The following is a 23,660-nucleotide window of genomic DNA, read 5'->3' as shown; positions in this document are numbered from 1 at the left end:
TATGCATGAAATGCTGCAAATCCGTTCTTAAGTCAACCTTCCGTGATGGAACCGGGATCAAGCTGCCCGCCATTGGACGCAATGACGTCCCTATACCAGTAAAAGCTCTTTTTCCGCGTACGCTTGAGCGTGCCGTTCCCCTCGTTGTCCTGATCGACGTGAATGAACCCGTAACGTTTGCTCATTTCGGAGGTCGATGCCGACACCAGATCGATGCAGCCCCAGCTTGTATAACCCATCAGTTCCACGCCGTCGCGAATGGCCTCCCCCATTTGCCGGATATGTTCTGCAAGATAATGGATACGGTAATCGTCGTTGATGCTGCCGTCCGCTTCCACATGGTCGAGCGCACCGAGTCCGTTTTCCACCACGAACAGCGGCACCTGGTACCGGTCGTACATCTCCCTCAGCACCACGCGCAGCCCGATCGGATCGATTTGCCATCCCCAATCGGATATCGGCAAGTACGGATTTTTCAATCCTGATGAGAGATTGCCTTGCGCCGTTCCCGTCACCGCCGGATCTGCGCTGGTTGTCATCGACATATAGTAGCTGAACGAAAGGAAATCAACGGTATGATTGCGAAGCACGTCCTCGTCGCCCGGCTCCATCCGCACCTGAATGCGTTCCTCATCCCAGACGCGGCGAATAAAAGAAGGATATGAACCGCGTACCTGCACGTCCGTGCAAAACTGCGCCATTTGATTCTCGGTTTGCGCCTTCAACACGTCTTCCGGGTGACAGGTATACGGGTACAGCAGTTTTCTCGCCAGCATGCAGCCGATCTGGGCTTGCGGCTGGATCTCCTTGCCGCGCTTCACCGCAAGCGCACTCGCCACGAACTGATGGTGCAGCCCCTGAAAAGCGATCTGCCGCGGATGCTCCCGCCCTTCCGTAATGATGCCCGCTCCGAGGAACGGCGCTTTCAGCGTACAGTTGATCTCGTTAAAGGTAAGCCAGTACCGCACTTTGTTTTTGTAACGTTCGAACAGCGTTTCGGCATAACGGACGAAAAATTCGATCAGTTCGCGCGACTCCCAGCCGTTATACTTCTGCACCAGATGCACGGGCATTTCATAATGCGAAATGGTAACCAGCGGTTCGATGCCATGCTTCAAGAGCTCGTCGAACACGTCGTCATAGAAACGCAAGCCTGCCTCGTTCGGCTCAAGCTCGTCGCCCTGCGGAAAAATGCGCGGCCAGGAAATGGACAACCGGAACACCTTGAAGCCCATCTCGGCGAACAGGGCGATATCCTCCTTGTAACGATGGTAAAAATCGATCCCCCGGCGCTTCGGATAATTGCCCTGCTCATCCTGGATCGCCGCCTCCAATTGTCCGCGGGTCATGGATAACAGCTCGTCCAGCGTGCCCCGCTCTTCGGGCGGGCAGTATTTCACGACATCTGCCGTCGACAACCCCTTGCCTCCTTCACGATAGGCTCCTTCCACCTGGTTCGCCGCAGCGGCCCCTCCCCACAAAAAATGCTCTGGAAAAACGGTTTTCATCTGATGTTCCCCTCTCTGCTAAAGAAGCCGAAACCCACGAGCCCCCAGGGCTCCGGCATTCCGGCTCCTTTCGTTTCGTATTCGTAAAACGTTGACCTACGGCCTTGAGGCATGTACCAACCGTTCCATCGATTAGGCTTTGGATGCTTCCGCTGCCTCGGCTGCGGCTTGCTCTTGCTGCAATGCCTCGGCATCGGCCTTTTTGAAGAACGGGTAGTACATCGCAAAGCTGATTGCGATCAGCACCACTTGGAACACGCTGACCCGCCAGCCGCCCGTCATCCAGCCATTGAACAGGATCGGTATGCCCAGCGGCACCTGCACCCCGTTCAGTACCGGCAGCACACCGATGGCCGTCAGTAGAATGGCCAATCCGCTCGTGATCAGCGGGGTCAGGATGAACGGAATCATCAGCCGCACGTTCAGGACCAGCGGCAAGCCGAAGATCACCGGCTCGTTGACACCGATAAAACTCGGTACGATCGCCAAACGCCCGAGCGTTTTATAACGTGCCGACTTGGCAAACAGCATCGCGATGATCAAACCGAGCGTCGCTCCCGCCCCGCCCACGAGAACGTAAACCGGGAAGAATGGCGAACCTACGATGTTGACCCCGTCCAAGCCGTTTTGGTATGCTTCCAGGTTTTCCAAACCGAGGGCCACCCAGATCGGTCCCACAACCGAATAGACAACGAGTGTGCCGTGAACGCCGAAGAACCATAACAGGTGAATGACAAACACGCAGACCAGCATCGCCCACCAGGAACCGCCGAGATTCGTGAGTGGAACCTGAATGATCGAAAAAACGAATTCATGCATGTTGCCGTATTTCGTGGCCGCAAAGATCGCTGTCAAAACAAGCATCAAAATGGCAATCAGGAAACCGGGCGTCAGCGCGGCGAACGACTTCTCAACCGTTGGCGGCACGCCTTTCGGCATCTTGATGTAAAGCTTTTTCTCCAATACAAAGGTATAAATTTTACCCACGATCAACGCAATGATGATGGCTACAAACAAACCTTTGGCACCCAACCACGAGTATCCGAACGCTTTGGTTACCCCATCTTCCAGCAGGCCTTTCGGCGTGACGAGCAGAAAGCTCATCAGGGCTAAAATCCCCGCGGAAAACCCTTGCTGTTTATGCTGTGTCGCAAAGTTGTACGCAATGGAAAACACCGCATACAGCGCAATCAGGTCGGTCGTGACCGAAGCCGGAACCGAAGTGTAATCCTTCAGTCCTGTTTCGACGAGAAAGTTCTGGTAAGGCTCGATGCGAAGCGCATTGATCAAGGAGAAGATCGCTCCCAGAATGAGAATCGGCATCAAGGCCATCAGGCCATTGGAAATGGCGCTAATATAGGTATTCTTTTGAATCTTGGTGCTCACTTTCTGTATTCGCGTTCTCCATTCTGCACCGCCAGCCATGCATTTAAGCCTCCTTGTTCATCATGTCGATGGCCGTATCCAGCACTTTGTCGCCGTTCATCATGCCGTAATCCATCATGTCGATCGTCGTTACGGGAATACCCGGATATGCTGCCGCCAACTCATCTTCGGCGTGTCCCATCTGTGGTCCGAGCATAATGATGTCAAACGGCGTCTGGCTGGCGATATCGCTCTCCGCCACCGCATCGATGACCACTTCGATTCCGCGTCCGCGCGCGGATTCCTTCATACGTTCCACCAGCATACTTGTCGAGAATCCTCCGGCACATGCAAGCAAAATCTTTTTCATTTTATTTCACCAATCCTTTCACCAATTGTTCGAGCTCCTTGCGGGCTTTGATCTCTTCGATTAATTCGGCGGCCACTTCGCGGACCGTCAGCGCATTCATCAAATGGTCCTGGGCGTGAATCATCAGCAGCGTAATTTCGGTGCGTTCCCCGCGTCCTTCGGCTTGAATCAAGCCTGTCTGCACTTTGTGGGCTTTGGTCAGGCTGCCTTTCGCCTCTTTAATGAGCGCCTCGGCTTCTTCCAGCTTGCCTTCTCTCGCAACGCGAATCGCTTTCAGGCTGTAGCTTCTTGCCTCGCCGCTATTGGCGATGATTTGCATGACGGTTTGTTCGTAATCCATGGGTTCTCTCCACTCCTATATAAGACTCTCTATTTCTTTGATAAATTGTTCGTACGTGCCCGCCTGCAAAATGCGGCTGCGGCTTTCTTCTTTTTCCATGAAGATTAGTAGCAGTTTGCTGATTTCCTTGTGCAAAAAGAGCTGCCCTGGCCGCAAGTTGATCAGGAAAATAAGCTGAACCGGCTTGCCCTCATACAGGATCGGCCGTTTGAGCACGGTGACGTTGATGCAATCCTTGATCGCACCCATACGCATCGGATGGGGACCGGCGACGCCGTTTTTGTAAATGGTCGTAAATTTGCTCTCCCGCGTCAGCACTTGTTCGGGGAAATCGTCCGCTGCATATCCTTTGGATACGATCTCCTCGCAGCGGTTTTGCAGCAATTGCATATAATCGCCGCCTTCCGTTACATGGAACAGCTCCTTGCGGAACAGCTCCTTGAAATCCAGCAGCTTATACGAGGTCTGCACCGTGGCCATCTGCAGGGAAACCGTTTCGCGAATGCGCTGAATTTCTTGATCGTCCAGCCAATTTTTAATGTGGATGACCGGTTTGTCCGCCATATCCCGAAATTCCTGTTCAAGCGGGACCGTCGTTAAAATCAGATCCACCGGCTGCTTCATGATATCCGCAATTTCGTTGACGGAGGCCGTGACCACCGACGCTTTTGGAAACAGTGCCTCCAGCCTGAGCCGGATCAAATGCGCGCTGCCCGCGCCGGACGAGCATATGACGACGATTCGTTTCAGCTGCTCCAAACGCGACTGCTTCATCCGTTCCAAATGCGTAGCGAAGTGAAGGGCGACATAACCGGCTTCGTCACGCGACATTTTAAAGCCGTACCTGGCCTCGATGAACTCGGCAAATCGGAACGAAATGAGAAATACGTTGGCATACTGGCTGTACACGTCCTCGACCAGCGGATTGCTGAGCTGCAGATTGTAATAGAGACGGTTCAGCAATGGGAACATGTGCAGCAGCAGCGCATTTTGCAGATCGTCATCCCGGCTGAAACCAGTGAGAAACTCCTGATCCAGCTGCGATAATATTTCGAGGATACCTCTGCGCAGCTGCAGCTTCGACTGTTCGGACACATGCTCCACGATCGTTTTGCCCGAAATATGCAGCGCCAAATAGTTGATTTCGTCCTCGGGCAGCTTCATGTTCAAATGCTCGTCGATCCACGCCGCAAGCTCCTCCGCAATGTCACGGTACAGAGCCTCCGGCTGTGGAAGCGACGTCTGTCCCGGCACGATGTGATTATGCTTGGATATGCGATATAACAGAATCAGCAGATGTGTCACCAGATTGTTCAGAAACACATCGGATATTTTCAGTTCTTTCGTTTTCAGCACGTGCAGCAAATGGTTTTTCAGTCGATCCTTGTCCAGCTTGCAACTAAAGTCGTAAAACTCCCTGCTCTGCTCGACAGGCTGGTCGGATTGCAGTACGTAGTGAGAAAACGCTTTGCGGAAATTCTCTTCGTTTCCCTCCACCCGAATGCCGTAGTGCGCTCGGCGGGTCAGGTTTAATCGGAAGACGGCCAAGCGTTCCTCCACTTCCTTCAAATCCGCGAGCAGCGTTGATCGACTGATGCCCATTTCGTCGGCAAGCCGATCCATCGGGACGTAATCCTGGCTCTGCAGCAGGCAGAATAACACTTGCTGCTGTCTCGCCGACCTGTCGTTCAGATCGATGCGGTGTTCCTCTGCGGTTTCGTTTGCCATGTATGATCGGAATCGTTCAGGGTCGGTCACCTCGAGCGCGTAACCCTGATTGCGAATCATGCGAATGCAGTAGCCGTGCCGCTCGCCTGCCTGGCCAAGCTGGCGAATCGACTGGCGGACGGTCCGTTCGGACACGCCGAGCGCCGCGATCAATTCGTTCATGTGCACAGGCGTCGTGCTGTCATGGAGCAGCATCATCAGTTTGTGTTGCCTCATTTGAAATCCCTCATTTTGATACTAGTATCGGTCAAGCCACCCCAGCTGGTTCTAACGTAATAATAGGTGAAAGCGCTCCCCGTAGAAAAGTGTGTAATTTGCCATGTGAAACGGCAAAAAGTACAGCATACCCCCTTTCCTGAATGTAATGTGAAAAAAAGAACAAGAAAGGACGCGCAAGGAATGAGGTATGCAGAACCACTTCACAAATGTCGTCTCTATTTTTATCATGTCTGATTTCAGTATCCTTAGTTGTCCCGGTTTCAGCCCAAGATTTTCCTCCTTCCCAAGATCAGTCATCCTCAGTCGAAATTTCTATTACCAATACTAACGGAACAATATCATGGGTAATGCCCGACTGTGACATCACCTTCACTGTATTTTAACTACCAAAAGGCATTCTGCGATCGCAGAATGCCTTTTCTTTTACCTATTTTCAATGACATTTACCAGTTCATAAAATTTTTTCAATCCACTATTGGGCCAGCTTAAGCCTATGCCTGTACGTTCTAAATGCTCTGAATTCTCTGGATCAAAACACTCAAATGTTTGAATGTCATTACATTCGTATGTTTTGCCATTTATTATAAACTCTTCAAAACTGGTAAAAGGACGAGGCAGCAACCTGAAAGAACTAATATACCCTTTTTTATGAACTGTGGGTTCAAAAAATACATGCAAGTATTCTTGGTCTATTCGATATTGAAAACCATTGAACTCCCTGATCTTGCCCATCTCACAGCTCCTTTTGATCCATTTGTAAGATACAGGATACATTACATTTTATACCTTATTACATCACAAAAACCATTTATCATTTTAAAGCTTAGCCATCTTTATGACAAAAATAACTGCACTGATCATCCGAGAAAGAGCGACTTCACGCCCTTAGATGACCTCCTCCACCCGTCCCTTCTCGCTATCGGCAGAACGAATGGAGACAGAAATCAGTTGTTATTCGTCTCTTTCCGCTCTCCGAACAGCCTGAGCTCGGCCATTTCAAACATCGTGCTTGACGGATCGATCATGTGTAATTTCAAGAAGCGGAACGATGCGTTTTTATGCTCTTCGCCGACTTCCAGTTCTTGCATATCCTCTGTGACTACGGTAAGTTCCGGCGTTAACCGGGTCCAAGCTGTCATATCATTAGAGCCGAACACGGCCACACCGCCGATTCTTTCGGGAAAACTCGCTCTGACTTGCATAGCTATTTTATCCAGCGATATGTTGAACTCACTTCCGAAATCCATCGTGTAACTCAGGTGATCCGCCAAATAATATCCCGCAAAGCTGTCGGAGGCACCATCCACCAGATTGATGATTTGGTTTCCGAAGGTAGAGGCAACAACCATATCGACGTAATTGATGCTGCCATCCTGCATGAGAGGGGTTAGTTCTTCCAGACTTTCAACAGCCGCGTTCAGCTCCACTAGTTTTTGATAGAATTGTTCATCCGAGGCAGTATCTAAGGCATTCATTACATCTTCATACACTGTCCTATACGCTCTCAAAGACGATGAAATGTAGGACTTTTCCTGATCATATGGCGCAATGACGGCTTCTATCGCAGATCGACGGTCGCAAGTTACTGTAACGATTACAGATTTAGCGGTAACCGTAGTTCCGTCCGTCGCGCTCACAACAAAGGAATAGGTTCCGGCCTGATCAGGCTGCCAGCTAAAAGCCCCGGTACTCTCATCAAATACCGCGCCTTCCGGCTTGGGATCAAGCTGATAAGACAACACTTCACCCGGCCCTGAATCAGTGGCCGAAAAGTCATAGTGCAATGAAGCTTCGGATCCGGTATACGCATATAGATTCAATGCAGGGTTCCCTGTATCGAAAACGGGCGGTGTTAGTCGTTCCGCTGCTTTCAAATGAAAATGGTCAATATCTACTTGGGTTCCGGAACCCGTAACTTTGATATAGATCAGGTCACCCAGACCCTGAAATGCATCCATCGTAAACGTCACGTATTTCCACTGGCCTTTTGTATCAGGCAGCACCACTGCATTTTCCGTCCATCCATTGATCTCCAATTTCGCTGTACCGTCGGTCCGCACTTTGATCCCGACTGTTTTTTCTCCCGTGCCGGAAGCAACGACCGCAGCTCTGCTGCCATGTTCTGTTGCGGTGATCCTTAGATAGGAAGTGTCGCCTTCTTGACCAAGCTCTGAATAATGATCCAGCGAAGTCGTTCGCAGCTCGATTTCATTCAAGCTCGGATCAGGAGATACCTTCGGAAGAGTCGCGGTTCCTTCGCCTTCGGCCTCTTTAGGAATAAACATCCAATAATCGGCTCCTCCATCCGGCGACTCCCACCAGAACGGATGACGTTTGTTAAACATGTCGGTATAGTAGGGCGCAGCCTGCTCCATGTCCAATCCCAGCTGATACTTATAATAGTAATACTGACCATAAACGTTGCCGCCAATGCGGCCTCGGTATGCCCCCGATATATTTTTATAAATAATCGTCGGATTCCCTTCGATATCCGTATGGGCTGCGACCGGTGTCCAAGGCGGATCATAGCCTATCATGAATTGCGCGAAATAATCGGCCGCTTTCAATATACGATGGTCCAAAAACTCGTAAACACTGACTGCGTCTTGCGCCGTCGACAGCGTCCCTTCAACGGGATCAACTTTTGTTCGCTGAGCCTCCAACAATCGTCCCAGAATCTCCACGTTGGTAAGATCGCCGGCGCCATGCGCCTGATCCCGTCCCATTTCCACGTGTTGGACTCTTGGAGGGGTTACCGCTTCCCCTGTCGTAATATCCTCAGTCACCCATCGGAACAGCTGCTTGATTGAACCGTTTTGTCCCTGGTCTATTGCGGTTCTGTTCACGGTAAACCATTCCACGCCCTCCTCATATCTGTCGAAGTTATCCGTGAATATATAACCGGACATGGCACCTAATAATGGGTAAAGATGCTGATTCATGAACTTGTCATTAAAGTGCAAAAAGGTTTCCGTCATTGGAATAATCAGATTCGTAGTGAACCGGGCCGTATCCTCTTCCGTCCACGCCCATTTCGGGTCTTCATTCTCTGCACCCGAGCAGCGCAAAAGCTCTGCTGCAGCAGCCATCCGGTGGAGAGGTATGCCCATATGAATATGGGAATCCGTAAAATAGGTATATTGATCGGGATCCATCTGCTCCCATAAACGTATGATTCGCATCGCATTGGCCCGATAGGCTTCGTCCCCGGTAATATAATACATAATGGCTTGGGTGTACGCTCTCAAACCGTCTGCGACGAATGCTCCTTTACTGTTCACAGCACGTGTTTTAGGGCGATCCGTGCCATCCGGATTGGAACCTGCGTAAATATTGGATGCAAATGCCTTGGAAGCATATCCGGATTGGGACATCCAAACGTAGTAGGTATACCACGGATCCTTTTTGGCAACGACCTGCTCACGCATATTTTCCAGTATTCCCTTCGTTAATCCTATGCCGGGATGCGTAAATCCCTCATCGGAAACGACCTCTGTAATGATTACCTTCTCTGTCCCGGCCGGTATTTCATTCGCAAAAGCGGTGTCACCCCCCATGGGCAGATAGGATGCAATCATAATCAAAAGCAGAAACATGCCAATGGCCGTCGTTGGCGCTCTCCATATTCGATTTCTTTGCTTTTTCATCCCCAACCTCCTCATAGTAACGTCCAAAATATGCCTGAAACTATAAAGTCATTGCTGTGATTGCTAAACGAAAAAGGAGATCTCTACTTGCAGAAATCCCCTTGCTATATATCGGATGAATCAATGTACAGATTCAAGCTTCCATTGCTGATGCTTTCCAAGCAAGTATCGCCACTGGATGAGTGGTACTGATTCTTCAGAGGATGCGTTCAGAACGTCGACCGATAGGTTCGTGTGTATAGGCGTAATCCGGTAATAACCGTCACCGACGGGGATGAACGCAAATTTCTGACTATTTCCTCCCGTACTCGCGGATAACTCAAATTGGGCGCCACGAGCAAGGGAGTCATTTGCTACCCCTAAATAAAGACCGCTCTCACCATTTTTGATGCTGTACTGGCCTCCGCCGATGTGGGTTACGGCCCATTGCTGATGCGTCCCCCCCGTATATGTCGACTTCCGCACAAGATTGCCACTCGCTTCCATCGATTTGCCATCAAGTCGTACTGTGAATCGGTAAGTGCCATCGGTAATATTTTCTGAGGGGAGCGCTGCCGATCCTCCGCTGCCTGCCGGACGCGTGTATAGCAATGTTCCGAATCCAAGGTGATCGAATGTCGAAGGATACTGCGGGTTTGGGCCACCTTCCGTTCTCATCAAAGCAGCGCGGGCAGCAATGTTTGGAACGTTCATGCCTTTTCGATTCGCATAATGATTGTAGATCATTTCCCAGATCGGGCGAAATTCATTGCGTCCGGCACCGGATATGACCGTGTGGGTTTGAACGGCACCATTGGTTCCGGAACCCCATTCATAGGATGCAAAGGGAACATCATCATCTCCATTATTGTACTTTGCCACATATTCGGCAGCTTTCATAAAGCGGTTATCCGCCCAGCCATATAAGTCATCGCCCTGATTCCATGCCATTTCATTGATCGTGGCCATTAAGCCGATGCCGAGCTGGGTATGTGCCTGATCACGTCCGGACTCCTGCCATTGGGCGAGCCCATCCGGATGCAGAAACGGGATCGCATTGTAAATCGAGCCATTTCCAGCTCCATGCTTGAAATATTCTATCCCGATCTCATAGATATCTTGGCGATCACAGAACACTCCGATGGCAATGGTTGCTGCCATATTGCTCAAATCCCAGTTTGCCCAGTAGTTTTGAATGTAGGCGTCGTTGTGGTCCCGGCCAAATTCATTACCGATCAGGAAACGCTCGTTAAGAGGTTTATAGAACACGTTAAGCAGCATAGCCTGCATTCCTTGTACATCAAATCCAGGGTAATCTCGCATAAGCTCAGCCGCATTAGCCAGTTGATATCCTTGTAAACCCGCGGCTAAATAGCGATCGGCATTGCCCGTAACCGTTGTAAGCGTGGATGACCATGCATTCAAAATGTCCCGTGCCGTATCTCCGTGTGCCGTGTCTCCGGTGATTTTCCAGCGCAGTGCATTCTGGTAGGCACGGGCTGCATCATTGTAGAGCAAACTCACATTATCGCCCGTGCCGCCTCGAATGATCGTGGCCGTGGCCCGGGGAGTCCAACCTGCCGCAGAAAGCGGGCTGTTCACTAACTGGTTCCATCCGTCCAAGTAGGGTTGTTCCCCGGTCGCCACCATTTGCTTGATACGAACCAAATCTTCCTCAGTATGCAAAAGTCCGGGATGCACAAAATCCGGTTCGGCAGCAGCGATGTTATCTTTCATTCCGAAACAAAACATGCTTCCTATAAAGCTGAAAATCAAGACCATGAACCAAAATTTTCTCATCATGCATCATCTCCTTAGATTAATGACAACCCCTCAATCCTCTCTCCCAAAATTAATGGTTGATTAGCTTCACGCCATGCACATGATTTCCGAGCACGACATAGTCATGATTCAATGCAAATTTTTCGCCATTTACCGTCACGTTTTCGAACGTAATATGGCTTACCGTTCTGCTCTCATCGTAGCCTTCGATATGCGAGGGATTGTTGCAGGTCCCGCTGTAATGAATATCTTTAAAGTGAATGTTCTCAATTTGTTTGCCCGGAGCCGGATTATATTTTTCGTTTTTCAACACGCGAAGATTAAACAATTCGCCCAGTTCAAAATCCTCAATCCGGATATCTTCATAGGTTACGTTCCGAACCGTGTTGTTGTCGCCTGCATTGATGGCCAGGCATCCCCAATAGTCCGGCTGCGGCTCATGATGCTCCAAAATATCGATATCCGCAAAATGAAGGTTCTCTATATGATCGCCTTCACTGTCATAATTGCCGTGTGTGCCGATATTGATCGGATGAGCAACGTCAGCCCATAAGGTTGAACCCTTCACGGTGACATCCTGGGTATTTCCCTGAAATTCTCCCCGGGAGGCATATACCGCAATGCAATCATCCGATGTACGTAAAAACCCGCCTTCGATGAGGACATTTTGGCATGCCATCATATCTATACCGTCACACCAGCCGCGCGTACTGAAGGTCTTCAGGTTTCGGATTCGGATGTTGTCCGACTGACCAAGGAGAACCGTATAGTGAGGCGGATCAATCACCGTAATTCCTTCAATATGGATGCGGCTTGAGTATTTAACTTCGACGCCTCTGTAATAAGTCGTTTTTTCAAAGTCGGACATATATAATATCCCTCGGCCTTTAATAGTTACATCCTGTACATGATTGCAGATCAATCCGCCGTAAATGACTGCCCCGCCTGCAACGCAAACCGTCGTATGCGAAGGGATTTCCAGACGGGATTCGTCCAGACGATGTATTCCGGGGCCAAATATAATGCGGGGGCTGGACATATTTTTCAAGGCTTTGTTAAGCTCTCTAACCTGATGCATCCCGGGCTTTAACACCATAGTCTCTTCGCCTTCCGATTCTACAGGGACCGGGTCATCGCTTAACGGATTTGCAAATATATGGAGATTATTAAATTTCCCCCCGTTCACTTCTAAAGACAACAACCTTGGCTGATCGATTTTAAACGTAACCACTTGCTCTTTGATATCGCACTTTATGCCGTAGGAAAGCGGACGAACAACGACATTCCGGACCCGTCCAACATGGTAATGCACCTCCATTTCAACTTCGCCCGAACAATCGAACATAACCATGGATGCATTACGAACATCATGCATATCCACCTTAACGTTATAGCTGAATAAGGACTGCCATTCGCCATCTGCCGTCCGCAGCCTTACGGAATAATCCGAATTGCCCACTGCACCCTCGGGTGCAGGGTATGTTTTTACGGTATGTGCCGACAATCGAACCTCTCCTCCCATAGAATCGAATACACCGAAAGACAGGGTTCCACCAGATTTGAACTGCCTTCAGAAAAGGTAAATGCGGTTCCCTGACTACGGTGTATTATTCGTCGTTTATTTGTGTTGTTGACGGGCTTCATACACTTTCATCGCTTCATCTAATACTTGTTGGCCACCGCTCTTGAGCCACTGATCTTTGAAGTTCTGGAATGCGGCATCGAGATCATTATTTTCGATAATGGCCTTTGTATAGAACTCATCCTGTAAAGTGATCAGCGTCGCCCAATACATGCCCTTACTCTCCAGGGAGGTTGGTCCGAGAACATCCGAGATTGTCTTCATTCCCTCGTTAACCTTTTCCCTGAACTCCATTTTTTCTTTCGAGAAGTGATACTTCCACATACTTACATCGCGTTCCACCAATGGATTGTAATAACCGCCGTACCCCATCAGACGCGCGTCATCGGCAGAACTTGCATACGGTTCCTTCATAACAACGGCACCATCGACCAAGTCATAAGATACCCCTTCTTCACCAAAGACGGTACGTAGATACACTTCATCGACCGAGGTCAATTCTTCAAGCATTTGAAGGATTCGAATACGCTTTTCGTCGTCCTCCTCGACTTGTTTGCCGAAAATTAATGGGACCTGCAAAGCACCATTGGACATCACGAGCGATTCGCCGGCCGGACCGATGAGACCTTTGCCATAGACCGGAAAAGTTCCATTCGTTTTATCGCTTTCTTGGGCGCCAAAGAGATGATGGTACATCATGTTGTCCATGTATCCGATTTTATGACTGCCCCACTTTTGACCGATCAGCTCCCCGTTATCCGTCATAAACTCCGGATCGATGAGCCCTGCTGCATACCATTTTCTCAGCAGTTTTGTAGCTTCCTTGGCCTCATCCGTAATGCCGCCCCAAGTCACTTTCCCCTCATCCGTCAACACAAACTGGTACGGGTTTACACCATATGCCGCGTATATGGAGTTGAACATTTGTGCCCTTACGTCCTTTCCGCGTCCGCTCATACCGTAAGTATCCATTTTGCCGTTGCCATCCGGGTCGTTATTGCGAAATTTGGTAAATACATCTTCCAATTCTTCCAATGTTTTTGGCGGTTCATTATAACCGATCGCTTTCAACCACTTGCCGTTATAGGTAGGGATAAAGCCGTATGATCCGTTTAGCCAGATGCGCGGAACGCCGTAATTTTTTCCATCGATCATTCCAACATCCCAGGCATTCGGGTCAATTTCTTCCACTTCCTTGACATAGGTAGGCATATATTGTTTGATTTCATCCACAGAAATGCTTGCAATGACACCTTGTCTGGCCCAATTCGTCATATCCGCTTCACTGATGTTATGCGGGAATATATCCGGGATTTCGCCCGATGCGACCTTGATTTTGAAGTTCTCATCATTGCCTCTCATATTGACGAATTTGACGTTAAACCGCTCCTCCAGATACTTTTGCGTTGGGTTCCCATCTTCCGTAGGTATATCCCAAGTCGAAGCATTGGTCATGATGACAATGGGGTCATCTTTCCCCTGATTTTCTGCATCCTTGCTTTCGTCGCGGCTTGAGCTGCAGCCTGCCCCTGCCAAGGAAACGGACAATACTGCCGCCATGCCGAATCTCATCCATACTTTCATATTCAGACCCTCCTCTATATCATCCACTTGCTGTACAAACAAGAGCGGCGGACACCTGCCCGGGCCCTCACCGTCATCCTTTTAATGAACCAATCATCGTTCCCTTCACAAAATACTTTTGCAGAAACGGATAAACGATCAAAATCGGAAGAGCAGCAAACATGATGGTAGCCGCTTTGATAGAGGACGTATATTGGAAGTTCCCCACCGCCGACCGTCCGAAAGTTTCAGCGTCCGTATTGGTTATAACAATCTCTCTTAAAAAGAATTGCAAAACTTGTTTCTCCGGATCCGATACGTAGAGCACGGCATCGAACCAGGCATTCCAGTGTCCTACAGCGGACCAGAGCGCCAAAGTAGCGAGCACCGGCTTCGATAGAGGAAGGATTATTCGGTACAAAATACTGATATCATGGGCACCGTCAATTTTCGCCGATTCTTCCAATTCCGTTGGGATGGACATAAAGAAATTACGAAGTACAAGCATGGAGAAGACGGGGATAAGTCCAGGCAGAATGTAGATCCACCGGCTGTCAAGCAAATGCAGCCACTTCATCAATAAGTAGGTAGGAATGATCCCCCCTCCGAAGAACATCGTAAACAGAATAAACATGGTATAGAAACTGCGGTGGGGCAAATATTTGCGTGATAAAGGATACGCGCACATGGACATGGCAATCAGCGACAACGTCGTTCCCACGACTGTCCTAAACACCGAGTTGCCGAATCCGATCCAAATTTTGCTTTGGCTTAACACTTGGCTCCACGCGAAGAAATCAATCTCCCGAGGGTAAAAATGAAAACCGAACCGGCTCGCTTCGCTTGGACTGCTAAGGGATAAGGAAGCAATATGCAAAAAAGGATAAATCGTGATCAGGCACAACAGCGATATGATCGTGATCAGGATGCATTGAAAAATACGTTCTCCCATCGTAAGTCTCATATTCGAAAAACCTCCTTTCTCCCTTGTTAGAGGACGCCTTCCTGCCCCATTTTCTTCATCGCATAGTTTGTGCCGAGCACCAGTGCAATGCCTATGACGTTTTTGAATAATCCGACCGCCGTCGTCAATCCAAACTGTCCTTGTACGATACCGGCACGGTAGACATACGTATCAATGACGTCGGCAACCTCATAAACAGCCGGACTGTATAAATTGAAAATTTGGTCAAACCCCGCATTAAGGATCCCGCCGAGCGATAAGATAAACATGATGGAAACAACGGGCAGAATCGACGGAAGCGTAATGTGAAAAATTCTTTTCCACCTCCCTGCGCCATCAATGACGGCTGCTTCATATAAAGTAGGGTCGACTCCTGAGAGCGCTGCCAAATAAATAATCGTCCCCCAGCCGATCTCTTTCCATATCCCCGTTGCAACCAGAGCCGGCCGGAAATAATTGGGGTCTGCCAAGAAGTAGATCGGTTCCATGCCAAACATCTGCAATATAAAATTCACAGGTCCCTCGGACGGCGATAACATGACGATAATGATTCCCGAGAGAATGACCCAAGAGAAAAAATGCGGAATATAGGAAATAGACTGCGCGAACCGCTTGAACAGGTTGGAACGCAACTCATTTAACAGGAGTGCCAAAATGATTGGAGCCGGAAAACCGAAAATAAGGTTGTAAAGACTGATCAACAACGTATTTGTAAAAATCCTCGCAAAGTCTGGCGATTGAAAAAACAAAAACCGGAAATGGTCCAATCCCACCCATTCACTTCCCCAGATTCCTTTTACAGGACTGAAATCTTTAAAAGCCAGTTGAATCCCGTACAGAGGGCCATAGTGGAAAATCGCAAACCAGATCAATGCGGGAAACAGCATAATAAACAAGTGTTTGCTTTTTTTATATTCTTTTAAAGTCTCCCTCCATTTGTTCGGCCTTTTCAGCACAACGTTGGTACCGTTTTCATTTCCTCGGATCATGTTCGGATTATTCAACATGCTGCACTTCCTTCCAGCGATTCTAGGAGACGAATCCCCGATCGGTATGGTCTTCCCCTTGATTAGTGCGGTGTCTTCACCCTCATCTAACGATGTATATTTTCATTTTATCTGTTATCCGTTTTCAATAATGGTGAAAGAATGCAACAAAATGTTTATTTATTGTGGTGCTTCTCACTTTTCGTTGTATGAAAAACCTGCTCCCGCCGGTTTGCCATCTTCTTGTACGTCATCGAACTGCAAGAACCTTGTTCGGTATTTAAGCGGGGTTGTACCCACTTCTTGCTTGAACACTTGGACAAAGTATGACGGGTTTGCGAAACCTACCTCTGATCCGATCCATTCGACCGACTTTGCCGAAGTCTCCAGCAATCGGCATGCATGCCTCATCCGTTTGGCCGTAACATATTCCTTAAGGGTGCTGCCTGTTTGTTCATGAAAAAGTTTGGACAAATAAAATTTGGATAAATGCATGACTTCGGAAAGGTCATCCAAACGAAAGGATTCCTGATAGTGTTCATCGATCCAACTCATTACCTTTTGCGCGTAGCCGTTTGATTTGCGGTCCTCCGCCGGGATCGGTCCGCTCATCCCCGAATGATGATCACGAATGAGAATGTCCAGAAGCCGCAGAATCATCATAGCGATCTCTTCCGTATCTTCCCCCCTGCCTTCCTGCCTTGAATGATCATAGTCTTCCAAATTACGTTCGACAACGGACTCGAAAGATAACAGGTCAAACGCTTGAACGATGGAGTTGCCGTTGCATAAAGAGGTAAACAGCGCTTTGCGTTTAGGCAAGGACTGCAGCATATCGTTAACCAGCTGCATGTCAAAGTGAAAAATGGTTCGGACGTAGGGGTTATCCGAATTCACGCTGGCATATACATGGTGCAGCTGATACGGCCGGAAAAAGAACAGCATCCCGCGGCGGATCGGGTATGTTTTACCGTTGACCACGACGTGCCCCGTTCCATCATGAACGTATAATACTTCGCAGCACTGGTGCCAATGATAGTAGCCTTTGTAATGAGTCGTATTCGTAAGCCGGTAGTCCCAAAACAGCTTGGAACCTCCGAAAATGACAGCCTCAAACATGCGTTTCATATCACTGCCCCCTATCCAAGTTCATTCAAGCCTGGCATCATTCAAATATTCGAGTTGACCTTACCTGCTGCGTTGCGTCATTTACCAAAGATAAAGATCTTTTCCTTTGAGCTTGAGCGCAGCCTCCAAAAAAAAGAAATCCCCGTAAATCATGGGTTGATGGTGAACATTCGCATGATATGCCGCAGAACCGTTTTGAATGATGGCATCCGATTGGTTCGTCCAATCGCTTCGTGACTCCAATGCCTTTAACAGCTTTAATGCTGCTCTGAGATAAATGTGCTTGTCGTGCATTTCAACCGTCTTGGCCATTTCAATCAGACCGCAAGCCGCAATGGCCGCAGCTGTATCGTCCTCCAGCCGTGGTTCTGACGGCTGCCTGAAATCCACAGATATCACCCCGTTCTCAGGAATGTTGGATATAAAGTAATGTGCGATCCGCTTGGCCGCATTCAGGTATTCGATGTTCCCCGTATGATGATAACTCATCATGAATCCATACAGCGCCCACGACTGGCCTCTTGTCCACGAAGAGCCTGCTTGATAACCTTGACCGCCATGCGTTCTGATGATCCCGCCTTTGAAGGGATCGAATTCTACAATGTGGTTCACAGACCCGTCAGATCGAACAAACGCCGTTATGGCTGTATCCGCATGCATATTCGCAATGTGTCTGAATCTAGGATCTCCCGTTTCTTCTGCCGCCCAATACAGCAGCGGGATGTTGAGCATACAGTCAATGATTGCCCATCCCCTTGTATCCTCCCCTTCGATATCGTTCCAGGCTCGGAGGAAACCTCCGACGGGATTGAATCTCCCTGCCAAGAGGGTTGCTGCATGCAGGGCCCTTTTGCGGGAGTCCGAGTTATTCGTAAGTTTATAGTTGGCTACGCTCGTGAGCTGCCACATAAAACCAACGTCATGGTGCAGTCCATAAAAATCATCAAAGCATTTGTCCAGTTTTTCCTCTGACACCGAAGCAATATCTTTATATTTTTCCTGTCCCGTAGCATGGTACATCAGCCACATCATGCCGCCCCAAAAACCGTTGGTCCACCAATTGATTCCATCGGTGACTGTCCCTGAGGGGTTATGTACAGAACGATCGTCATGTGTCCCGCCAATGGTCGTATAAGGGATTTTATCCCTTGATTTTTCGCTTACCCAAGCCAATTTATGATCAAACTTGGCGATTAAACGCTCCAGCCATGACTGGTCTTCAACATTCAACATTTGCATTCCTTCTTTCTGTAGACGATAACTTTAACTAAATAGGTTGAACCAATGATTTTTACACAGAGACACTACGCGGTCAGAACCATCTTTCGATCGCTGTTATCCCCGGATTTCTTTGATCCCCTTTTTCAAGGGAAAAATCCGGTGATCAGCCTATGCTTCCGAAGCAGCTTTCTTTCAGAAAGCTTTTAAGCGACCGCTTCGCTTCTCCAGATTCTTTCTGCCCTCTTCGTTATCGTGTAAATTTTCGGTTCAATCTATATAGTTATTGTAGTTCGTTCAGTAAGAAATAATTTTGAAAACAAGTAATGAAATGTTGATTTCTTGCAGTATTGCGGCACGGGGTTTACGCTTCATCCAAAAGCAGGGATGCCGGGTCACAAAGCCCTGTTTCCCCGCTCGGGAAATGAACTTGATCATTTGGCGACTTTCTTCGTAGAACAACATCATGCTAACTTATCGCAACATATTGTTATATCTCCCTGGTCTCAAGCAATATACAATGAGGAAGATGCGCGATTCCGCTCCTATAGCGGTGAGGCGCAAGAACGATATCCCTACATTTTTGCCTGCAAAGGAGAGCTGACCGACATGACATTGAACCGTCCCGTACAGATGGGCGTTGATTATTATCCCGAGCATTGGCCGCCTGCCATGTGGGAACAGGATGCGAGGCTGATGGCCGAAAGCGGAGTTCGCATCGTGCGCGTCGGTGAATTCGCCTGGAGCCGGATGGAACCTTCGGACGGAAAGTTCGATTGGACTTGGTTAGACGAAGCATTAAATACACTTCACCGCCACGGGCTGCAGGTCGTTATTGGCACGCCAACGATGACCCCGCCTCGCTGGCTTACCGAAAAGTGCCCGGATATTCTGCCTGTGCTTCCAAACGGACAGATCAATCACGAAGGCGTCAGGGGCCACCGCTGTTATAACAGCCCCAGCATGAGAACTTACAGCGCCCGGATCGTGCAAAAGCTGACCGAGCGCTACGGCCAACACCCCGCGGTCATCGGCTGGCAGACCGACAACGAATTCAGCTTCACCGATTGCCAGTGCGACGCCTGCGCCGACGCGTTCCGGGAATGGGTCCGCTCCCGTTACGATACATTGGAGCAGCTCAATGAGGCTTGGGGAACGGTCGTATGGAGCGGAGAGTACAACGATTGGGAGCAAGTTACGCCGCCGTACGGGGGCTCCCCGTTCCAGAATCCTTCGCTGCTGCTCGATTACACCCGCTTCCAGTCGGATTCGATCGCTGCCTTCCAGCAGATCCAAATCGCGCTGATCCGTCGGAACTGCCCAGGTCATGCGGTTACGCACAATTTTCATACGTATCCGCAAAAAGCGGACCAATACAACATCGGTCGGGAGCTGGATTTCGCGTCTTTCGATTATTATCCGAACCCTTCGCCGGGCAAAACGGAGACATCTCCTTACAGCGGCGCGCTGTCCCTGGATCTCACCAGAGGCATTAAACGCCGCAATTTCTGGATCATGGAACAGCTCAGCGGACCGCCGGGATGCTGGTTCCCGATGTGGCGAGCGCCCCAGCCCGGCTTCCTGCGCGCCCATTCCTGGCAGGCCATTGCTCGCGGAGCCGATGCGGTCGTGCATTTTCGCTGGCGCAGCGCCGTCGCGGGCGCAGAACAGTTTTGGCATGGGCTGATCGACCACAGCAACGTTCCCGGCCGCAGATTCCGGGAGTTTCAGCAGCTCTGCGCTGAAGTGAACCGGCTTGGCGAGCGTTTGCAAGGATCAACCCTGCAGCATCAAGTAGCGATACTGCACTCGCACGACCAACTGAACGCGCTTCACATCCAGAAGCAGGCGGAGGGCCTGGACTACTACGAGAACATCAAAGTCTGGCATCGCACATTAACTCAACTCGGCATCGGGGCCGATGTCATTCACGAAGCCGAATCGCTGGACGGGTACAGCGTCGTCATCGCCCCGCACCTGTATTTGCTGGACCAAGACAGCGCTGAACGGCTGCAAAGCTTTGCCGCTGCGGGCGGCACGCTTGTGCTTACCCATCGTTCGGGCGTCAAAAATAACAGCAACATCTGCACCATGTCCCCTCTTCCAGGTTTGCTGTCGACCTGTGCGGGGGTCCGGGTCATCGAATACGATCCGCTCGGCAGCGACTCTGCTACAATATTGGGAGACCAAGGAGAGCAATATTCTGCCTCGCAATGGGCCGACGTTTTGGAGCTGGATACGGCAGAAGCCATCGCCGTGTACGCCGACCAGTTTTATGCGAAAACCGCTGCCGTAACCCGGAACCGCTGGGGACAAGGGAACGTCTATTACATGGCCACGCAACCGGAGCAGGCCTACCTTAGCCAACTCCTTCGATCAATTGCTGAAGAACACGGATTATCGGAAGTACAGTCCCTGCCTCAAGGCGTACAAATGACGACCCGCACCGGACCGGGCGGAACGTTCCGTTTCATCCTCAATCTCAGCCCCGAATCGGCCGTCGTCGACTTGGGCGCTGAAGCTCATTCTGCATTGGACGGAACCCGCCGTGGGCCGAAGCTGGAGCTTCCTCCCTACGGTGTGGAGATTATTGAGGTCCGACCATAAGCGGATCCATGGAAATGCAAATAAAGCGAGGGTGCACACATGATTGTGTGTACCCTAGCTTTTTGGGATGAACGAATGAACGTTGAATTACACCGGCTGGGACGTCAATTTGATGAAATCGGCCATCGAACGGATCTGAACGGCGCCTGGCCCCGTATTCCCGCCTGCACCCTGCAATTCGGCTCTGGACACAAATTTCACCTTCACCGGAATGCCTGGGATGACGTCAAAGAAGTTGTCCGTAAAGACGCCTTCGTTTTCGGAAGAGATCCACACCTGTTTGGCCAGCACGTCGCTATCCAACACCAAATAGTGGCCATCGGCTTCTTGGATTTCGGTCACACGAAGGTTCGCCGGTTGCAGCGCAATATCCTTCGAGGCGGCAAAATAATGCTCTTGCACGATATCCTCCTGTCCATCCTGCGTCAGATCAAGACGCAGCAGCGTTGCAGACGCATCGCGTCCCTGCAGCCATTCGGCCTGATTCAACGTCAGCACGTTTTGCCCGGCATTGGCAGCCACGGACACTTCATGCGTTTCCTCGCGATAGACGGTGCCGTCAAAACCGATGAGGCGAAGGCGCAGCCTGCCTTGTACCGGCTTAAGCAAATCCGTGATCAAATGGATATCGATGACGTTATCCTTCGTACCGTCCACGGAGAGCAATACGTCGCTAAAGCTGCGTTTGGCATAATACTGCAGCGCCTTCCAGCGTCCGTAGTAGTCCATGCCCGCCCAGGAAGCGACCGGCCAGCAATCGTTCATTTGCCAATATAATGTCCCCATGCAATACGGCTTGCGGCGACGATGGGCTTCGATCGCCATCTTCATCGCTTCGGCCTGAAGCACCTGGCTCATGTACAGGAATGACGGGAAATCCTTCGGCTCATGCAAGTACATGTCCATGTATTGCTTGATCAAACGGTTGCCTGCTCCGTTTTTCTGGTGAGCCAGCATTACCTCGGATTCCAGCGCCAGATCCGCTTCCTCCGCATAGGTGCGGACGGATTTGTATTCCGGGAACGACTGGAAGCCGTACTCGCTCATGAAACGTCCCACGTATTTGTTATAGTTCTCAAATGGCTCGACACTGTGCCACACGCCCCAGTAATGGATGTCCCCTTCCGACGTGGACGGATTGGCATGCTGGCTGGCGTCTCCGGTCAGGGAGACGAGCGGCGAGGAAGGCCAGTAATCGACGCCCGGCGCGTACGCTTCCACCACTTCCGGCAGCAGATCATGGAAGATGGCTTCATAGTCGGCCCAAATTTTCTCCCGCTGTTCTGGCGTAAAGTCTTTTTTCCAACCCCATCCGCCTTCTTCAATATAGTGGGCCCAAGCCGAGTCGATCTCGTTGTTGCCGCACCACAGCGCGATGCTTGGATGGTTGCGCAGACGTTTCACGTTATCGATGGCTTCATGTCTCACGCTGTTCAGGAATGCTTCATCCCCCGGATACATGCTGCAGGCAAACATGAAGTCCTGCCATACGAGCAGGCCGTATTCATCGCACAATTCGTAGAAGACGTCTTCTTCATAAATGCCGCCGCCCCATACGCGAAGCATGTTCATGTTGGACTCAGCCGCCGAAACGATCTCGTGCAGGTAGCGTTCCCGCGTGATTTCGGTGGTGAAGCTGTCGTTCGGAATATGGTTTGCCCCTTTGGCAAACACGGCAACGCCGTTCAATTCAAAGTAGAAAGAGGCTCCTGCTTCGTCTTTATCGCGAACGAGCCGGATGGAACGCAATCCTGTTTTCACTTCGGCATTCGCCAGAATCCGCTCGCCCTCAAGCACTTCGGCTGCAAAGCTGTATATGTGCGCTTCGCCCAAACCGCGGCTCCACCACAGCTTCGGTTCGCTGATCTCCACCGGAATCTCGACGGTTTGCAAACCTGCCTGAAGCGAAAATGATTTCTCCCAGCTCAGTCCATCCGTCTGAATGCGAATGACCGCTTCGGATGCTGCCGGCATTTCTACTTCCACAACGGCAGTCAGCGAAGCGAGGGAAGCGCTTACCTGATCTTGACGGATAAACACGTCGTGAATGTTGGCTTCCGTCCAGCCCACCAGCCGTGCTTCGCGCCAGATGCCGCTCGTTACGAACCGTGGACCCCAATCCCAACCGTAATGGTATGGTGCCTTACGGGCGAAGATGCTCACTCGTTTGTCACCCAGTCCGCCTACGTCGGATTGGTCATTGGATGCAGGCAATGCATAACCCAGCTTCTCCAGTTTCGGCAGATCCTCCTGGATCGGAGACCTGAACCGGATATGAAGCACGTTGCCGGTCGCTTTGACGTAAGGTTTTACATCGACGTTCCATACGCGGAACATGTTGTCGGCGGACAGCACATGTTGGCCGTTCAAATATACGTCTGCGTAAGTGTCCAGCCCGTCAAACACCAGTTCCAGATGCTCCTGGGACAGCAACGCATCCTCGACGCCGAATTCCGTCCGGTACTCCCAATCTTTCTTGTCGATCCACTGAACCTCTTTCTCGTTCGTTCCGTAGAAAGGGTTCGGGATTTTTTCCAGTCTCAGCAAATCCGTATGCACGCAGCCCGGCACCTTAGCGGGCAGCCACTCTTGATCGTCGCAAGCCTTGAAGGTCCAATTTTCAAAAATCAGCGATTGTTTGCTCATAACAGCCTCCGTTAACGTGTGTTTGTTT

General features: G+C 50.2%; 16 protein-coding genes. 1 reads left to right on the top strand and 15 read right to left on the bottom strand.

All coding sequences use genetic code 11. The features are described 5' to 3' along the window. Window positions 1-32 precede the first annotated feature (32 nt). The 14 genes from L6H98_RS18825 to L6H98_RS18760 form a co-directional block, all read right to left on the bottom strand. Window positions 33-1,508 (bottom strand): 6-phospho-beta-glucosidase, encoded by a 1,476-nt coding sequence (locus L6H98_RS18825; protein ID WP_236417380.1) that lies wholly within the window; start codon window positions 1,506-1,508, stop codon window positions 33-35. A gap of 132 nt (window positions 1,509-1,640) precedes the next feature. Further along, the gene (locus L6H98_RS18820) at window positions 1,641-2,933 is read right to left on the bottom strand and encodes a PTS transporter subunit EIIC (RefSeq protein ID WP_236417379.1); all 1,293 of its coding nucleotides are present in this window, start codon (window positions 2,931-2,933) and stop codon (window positions 1,641-1,643) included. A gap of 4 nt (window positions 2,934-2,937) precedes the next feature. Continuing rightward, window positions 2,938-3,243, bottom strand: coding sequence for a PTS sugar transporter subunit IIB (locus tag L6H98_RS18815; RefSeq protein WP_236417378.1), 306 nt, complete (start codon window positions 3,241-3,243; stop codon window positions 2,938-2,940). Window position 3,244: 1 nt separating this feature from the next. Beyond that, on the bottom strand, window positions 3,245-3,583 hold the full coding sequence (locus L6H98_RS18810; protein WP_236417377.1) for a PTS lactose/cellobiose transporter subunit IIA: 339 nt from the start codon (window positions 3,581-3,583) through the stop codon (window positions 3,245-3,247). 15 nt (window positions 3,584-3,598) lie between these two features. Further along, window positions 3,599-5,527 (bottom strand): BglG family transcription antiterminator, encoded by a 1,929-nt coding sequence (locus L6H98_RS18805; protein ID WP_236417376.1) that lies wholly within the window; start codon window positions 5,525-5,527, stop codon window positions 3,599-3,601. Between the two features lie 426 nt (window positions 5,528-5,953). Continuing rightward, window positions 5,954-6,262 carry a hypothetical protein gene (locus L6H98_RS18800; protein WP_236417374.1) on the bottom strand — a complete coding sequence of 103 codons (309 nt, stop codon included), beginning with the start codon at window positions 6,260-6,262 and terminating at the stop codon, window positions 5,954-5,956. 212 nt (window positions 6,263-6,474) lie between these two features. Further along, entirely contained in the window at window positions 6,475-9,177 is a 2,703-nt protein-coding gene (locus tag L6H98_RS18795) for a putative Ig domain-containing protein (RefSeq protein ID WP_236417372.1), read from the bottom strand. Between the two features lie 120 nt (window positions 9,178-9,297). Next, window positions 9,298-10,959 carry an RICIN domain-containing protein gene (locus L6H98_RS18790; RefSeq protein ID WP_236417370.1) on the bottom strand — a complete coding sequence of 554 codons (1,662 nt, stop codon included), beginning with the start codon at window positions 10,957-10,959 and terminating at the stop codon, window positions 9,298-9,300. A 49-nt stretch (window positions 10,960-11,008) separates the two neighbouring features. Next, complete coding sequence (locus tag L6H98_RS18785; protein ID WP_236417369.1) at window positions 11,009-12,442, bottom strand: glycosyl hydrolase family 28 protein; 1,434 nt, start codon at window positions 12,440-12,442, stop codon at window positions 11,009-11,011. A gap of 114 nt (window positions 12,443-12,556) precedes the next feature. After that, a complete protein-coding gene (locus L6H98_RS18780; protein WP_236417368.1) occupies window positions 12,557-14,104 on the bottom strand; it encodes an extracellular solute-binding protein in 1,548 nt (515 codons plus the stop codon). Window positions 14,105-14,177: 73 nt separating this feature from the next. Continuing rightward, window positions 14,178-15,047, bottom strand: a complete 870-nt coding sequence (locus tag L6H98_RS18775; RefSeq protein ID WP_236417367.1) for a carbohydrate ABC transporter permease — start codon at window positions 15,045-15,047, stop codon at window positions 14,178-14,180. A gap of 26 nt (window positions 15,048-15,073) precedes the next feature. Then, a complete protein-coding gene (locus L6H98_RS18770) occupies window positions 15,074-16,054 on the bottom strand; it encodes a sugar ABC transporter permease (protein WP_236417366.1) in 981 nt (326 codons plus the stop codon). Between the two features lie 174 nt (window positions 16,055-16,228). Beyond that, window positions 16,229-17,161: an AraC family transcriptional regulator gene (locus L6H98_RS18765; protein WP_236417365.1), complete on the bottom strand. Its 933-nt coding sequence runs from the start codon at window positions 17,159-17,161 to the stop codon at window positions 16,229-16,231. An 81-nt stretch (window positions 17,162-17,242) separates the two neighbouring features. Next, window positions 17,243-18,394: a glycoside hydrolase family 88 protein gene (locus L6H98_RS18760; RefSeq protein ID WP_236417364.1), complete on the bottom strand. Its 1,152-nt coding sequence runs from the start codon at window positions 18,392-18,394 to the stop codon at window positions 17,243-17,245. A gap of 594 nt (window positions 18,395-18,988) precedes the next feature. Between L6H98_RS18760 and L6H98_RS18755 the strand changes: the two genes are divergently transcribed. Beyond that, on the top strand, window positions 18,989-20,986 hold the full coding sequence (locus L6H98_RS18755; RefSeq protein ID WP_236417363.1) for a beta-galactosidase: 1,998 nt from the start codon (window positions 18,989-18,991) through the stop codon (window positions 20,984-20,986). An 87-nt stretch (window positions 20,987-21,073) separates the two neighbouring features. Here the strand turns inward: L6H98_RS18755 and L6H98_RS18750 are convergent, their stop codons facing one another. After that, entirely contained in the window at window positions 21,074-23,632 is a 2,559-nt protein-coding gene (locus tag L6H98_RS18750) for a glycoside hydrolase family 2 protein (RefSeq protein WP_236417362.1), read from the bottom strand. Between the last annotated feature and the right edge of the window lie 28 nt (window positions 23,633-23,660).

It is taken from the genome of Paenibacillus sp. JJ-223 (assembly GCF_927798175.1).
GTDB lineage: Bacteria > Bacillota > Bacilli > Paenibacillales > Paenibacillaceae > Paenibacillus > Paenibacillus hubeiensis.
This window is presented reverse-complemented; position numbering and strand designations above follow the sequence as displayed.